Raw genomic sequence first — 3,108 nt, 5'->3', positions numbered from 1 at the left:
ACATGTTCCCTGGAATCCACATTCCCTGCTTCCACGGTTCTTCCCCGCAACGTTATGGCATGCGCCTGTTCCCGGCATTGACGCTGCCTGCTGTACCTGGTCCAGCCCAGATTGAATACCGCCGGTACGTTGTAAGTCTATTCAATGCCGGTATTTCTGTCCACTCTTGTCTGACGGAACACGGGCAGTCTGAGTGCTATTCCTATACAGGGGCCAGGCGACCGGTAGACAAACCGGCGTGACGCATTGGCGATTTCTTGGCACACCTGACATAAATCTGGTATAATTAAGGATATTGTCTAAGGATTTATACTATGAGACCCAAACGTATCGTCAAGACGGCACTGGTAGCCTGCGTCATCGCCACCACCGTGGTGCTCGGCGTTGCCGGCCACTACTGGAACCAGGCGCAGCTCCCGTCAAACGCCTCCACAGAAACCGCGCCCGCTAAGGACATGCCCAGCATCCCGACCGGCGAACCCAACGCACGTTCCGCCGAGGCGCAGGCGGTAACAGAAGAGACCGCCTCGGATGAACCGGAGCTGAGTGCCGACGCAATCCCGGACTTGCCCGCGGATTCTCAGGATACGAAAGTCCTGTAGGATAATGCGGGGCGCCGGCCGCCTTCAATAAGACGGCGCGCACGTGTCAGGCGCACGACGTCGCAACTTGAAAACGGCGCGCATTTCGACCATCCTTCTTGCTGCATTCCTCATACGAGGCCACGGAGGCACATGACAATGATTGCGCATTGGGGTCTGATGTTTCTGCTCAGCACGAGTGCGTTCGCGGCAGACGATACGCCCGCGGCGTTTCCCATATCGATCATGTCTTTCAACGTGCGTTTTGGCACTGCCATGGACGGAGAGAACGCATGGCCGAGACGCCGTGACACGCTCGTTGAGACTATTCGCCGCTACGACCCCGACATCATTGGCACGCAGGAGTGTCTCGAGACACAGGCGGAATACGTGGTTCAGGCTCTGCCGGACTACCGCTGGTTCGGCGCTGGCCGGACGCAAGGACCCCCTCTCGCGGACGAAATGACCGCCATCCTCTACAAGAAGCAACTCTTCACACCCCTGGAAACCGGCAATTTCTGGCTCAGCGAAACCCCGGACGCAGTCGGGTCTAAATCCTGGGACAGCAGCCTTCCCCGCATCGTGACGTGGGCGCGTTTCCACCACCGTCCGAGCGGTCGCCAATTCTACCTGTTCAACACGCATTTCGATCATCGCGGCGCCACGGCCCGCGAAATGAGCGCCACGCTGGTCGCGCAACGCATTCAAACCCTGCCCCCGCCGATGCCCGTGATTCTCACAGGCGATTTCAACGCCGCGGCGGAAAGCAGCGCCCCCTGGAAACGCCTGTTCGAAGGCGGCCTGCAAGACTCCTGGCAGACCGCGCCGGACCGCAAAGGGCCTGTCGGCACCTTCCACGGATTCCAGGGCGCGGCGGCCAAGAGCGAGGACCGGATTGATTGGGTGCTCTACCGGGGACCACTGCAAGCCCTGAGCAGCGAGACCATCGACTATCACGAGGGCGAACGCTATCCGTCCGACCACTATCCCGTTTTCTGCCGTTTCACCGTGACGGCGCCCCAGGAATAGGCCCTGCAACACGAGATGTTCGTTTCTTCGCGACGCTGGGGAGTGCAGGAGTAGCGTGCGTGCCGAGTGCAAGCATGCACCCAGTGGGAAGCGGCTCGTGTTGGTTGTACCAATTTTTTGCTTGACAAACGGCAAATTTTGTGGTATAAGCCGGTCCGCCAGTAGGTGAATAATGCGCCTTAGGGGGCTTTGTCGCGAGCCTCGGCACAAATACGCTCGAAAAGGAGGTGAATTGCGTCATGCAGTGCCAGCTTTGTAATGAGCACATCGAGGATGTGGAGTTCCAGTTCGGCGACGCCTTTGAGGTCGACGGCGAATTCTGGCACGGGGAGTGCTTTGCGGAGTACTTCGGCGAAGTCTACGAAGAAGTAGCTTGAATCCTCGATACCGTTAACGTCTTTTGAAGAAGAACCTCGGTCGGCTGATTAGCCCTGCCGAGGGTTTTTCTTTATGTGCCGGCCTCAGGCCGTTTGCCAGCGCCGGGCGACTCGGCCGTTCTCCGGCCCGTGAGACTCTCTGAACGTTGCGTTGCTGCCGGCTGAGCGGCCGAACGCAACTGCCGGTGCTGCACCGGCGGCCAAAACGTGGTAGAATTGGCATCTATGGAGAGAAAACTCTTGACTCAAGAAAACGATGGGCGCAGTTTGCTGCATTCCAGCGTGGCAATACGGGTGAGCAATGAGCGATGAGCGGGATGCCCCAAGCGCTTTCAAGGAAAGCACGTGGCCGTCATAGACCAGACACTTCCTTTTGAACGCGAGCTTACGAACCTTCAGGAACGGCTCAAAGAGGCCGCATCTGAAGAGGAGCGGCATATACTTGAGGCCGAGCTCGAGCGGCAGCGGGGCGAGGTGTACGCTAATCTCACGCCATGGCAGCGCGTCCAGTTGGCCCGCCACCCGCAGCGTCCCCGGATGCTCGACTATACCTCGCGCATTCTGGACGATTTCATTGAACTTCATGGGGACAGAGCCGTCGGCGACGACCTTGCCATGGTATGCGGGGTGGCGCGTTTCCGGGGAAAGACGATTTTTGTTGCCGGCCAGCAGAAGGGTGTATCGACGGACGAGAAAATACGGCGCAATTTTGGCATGGCCCACCCGTGGGGATATCGAAAGGCGCTGCGCATTTTCCGGCTGGCCGAACGTCTGGGACACCCGATAGTGACCTTTGTGGACACGCCGGCCGCCCATCCGGGTATCGAGGCGGAAAAGTTCGGCCAAGGTCCCGCCATCGCCGGCAACCTGCTTGCCTGTGCCGGGCTGCGAGTTCCCATTTGCGCCATAGTGCTCAGCGAGGGCGGCAGCGGTGGCGCACTCGCCGTTGCCATGGCCGACTGGGTAGCCATGTTCGAGTATGCCGTCTACATGATTTGCCCCCCCGAACGCTGCGCGGAAATCTTGTGGCATGATGTCGAGAAGCGCGAGCTCGCCGCGGCGGCCATGAAAGTAACCGCGGCGAATCTGAAGGAACTCGGCGTGATTGACACCGTGCTGCC

At 59.4% G+C, this 3,108-nt stretch carries 4 protein-coding genes; all 4 read left to right on the top strand.

The window, feature by feature from the left end; genetic code table 11:
* The first annotated feature begins 314 nt into the window (after window positions 1-314).
* A complete protein-coding gene (locus KA184_11565) occupies window positions 315-602 on the top strand; it encodes a hypothetical protein (protein MBP8130206.1) in 288 nt (95 codons plus the stop codon).
* 138 nt (window positions 603-740) lie between these two features.
* A complete protein-coding gene (locus KA184_11560; protein MBP8130205.1) occupies window positions 741-1,610 on the top strand; it encodes an endonuclease/exonuclease/phosphatase family protein in 870 nt (289 codons plus the stop codon).
* 239 nt (window positions 1,611-1,849) lie between these two features.
* Window positions 1,850-1,987 carry a hypothetical protein gene (locus KA184_11555; protein ID MBP8130204.1) on the top strand — a complete coding sequence of 46 codons (138 nt, stop codon included), beginning with the start codon at window positions 1,850-1,852 and terminating at the stop codon, window positions 1,985-1,987.
* Between the two features lie 345 nt (window positions 1,988-2,332).
* A partial coding sequence (gene accA, locus KA184_11550) for an acetyl-CoA carboxylase carboxyl transferase subunit alpha (protein ID MBP8130203.1) occupies window positions 2,333-3,108 on the top strand: 776 nt, incomplete at its 3' end.

This window comes from Candidatus Hydrogenedentota bacterium, assembly GCA_018005585.1.
Taxonomy (GTDB): domain Bacteria; phylum Hydrogenedentota; class Hydrogenedentia; order Hydrogenedentales; family JAGMZX01; genus JAGMZX01.
This window is presented reverse-complemented; position numbering and strand designations above follow the sequence as displayed.

Bases quoted from the DNA above. Each gene is read 5' to 3' on its own strand.
- KA184_11565 (MBP8130206.1), top strand. From the start codon at position 315: ATGAGACCCAAACGTATCGTCAAGACGGCACTGGTAGCCTGCGTCATC.
- KA184_11560 (MBP8130205.1), top strand. From the start codon at position 741: ATGATTGCGCATTGGGGTCTGATGTTTCTGCTCAGCACGAGTGCGTTC.
- KA184_11555 (MBP8130204.1), top strand. From the start codon at position 1,850: ATGCAGTGCCAGCTTTGTAATGAGCACATCGAGGATGTGGAGTTCCAG.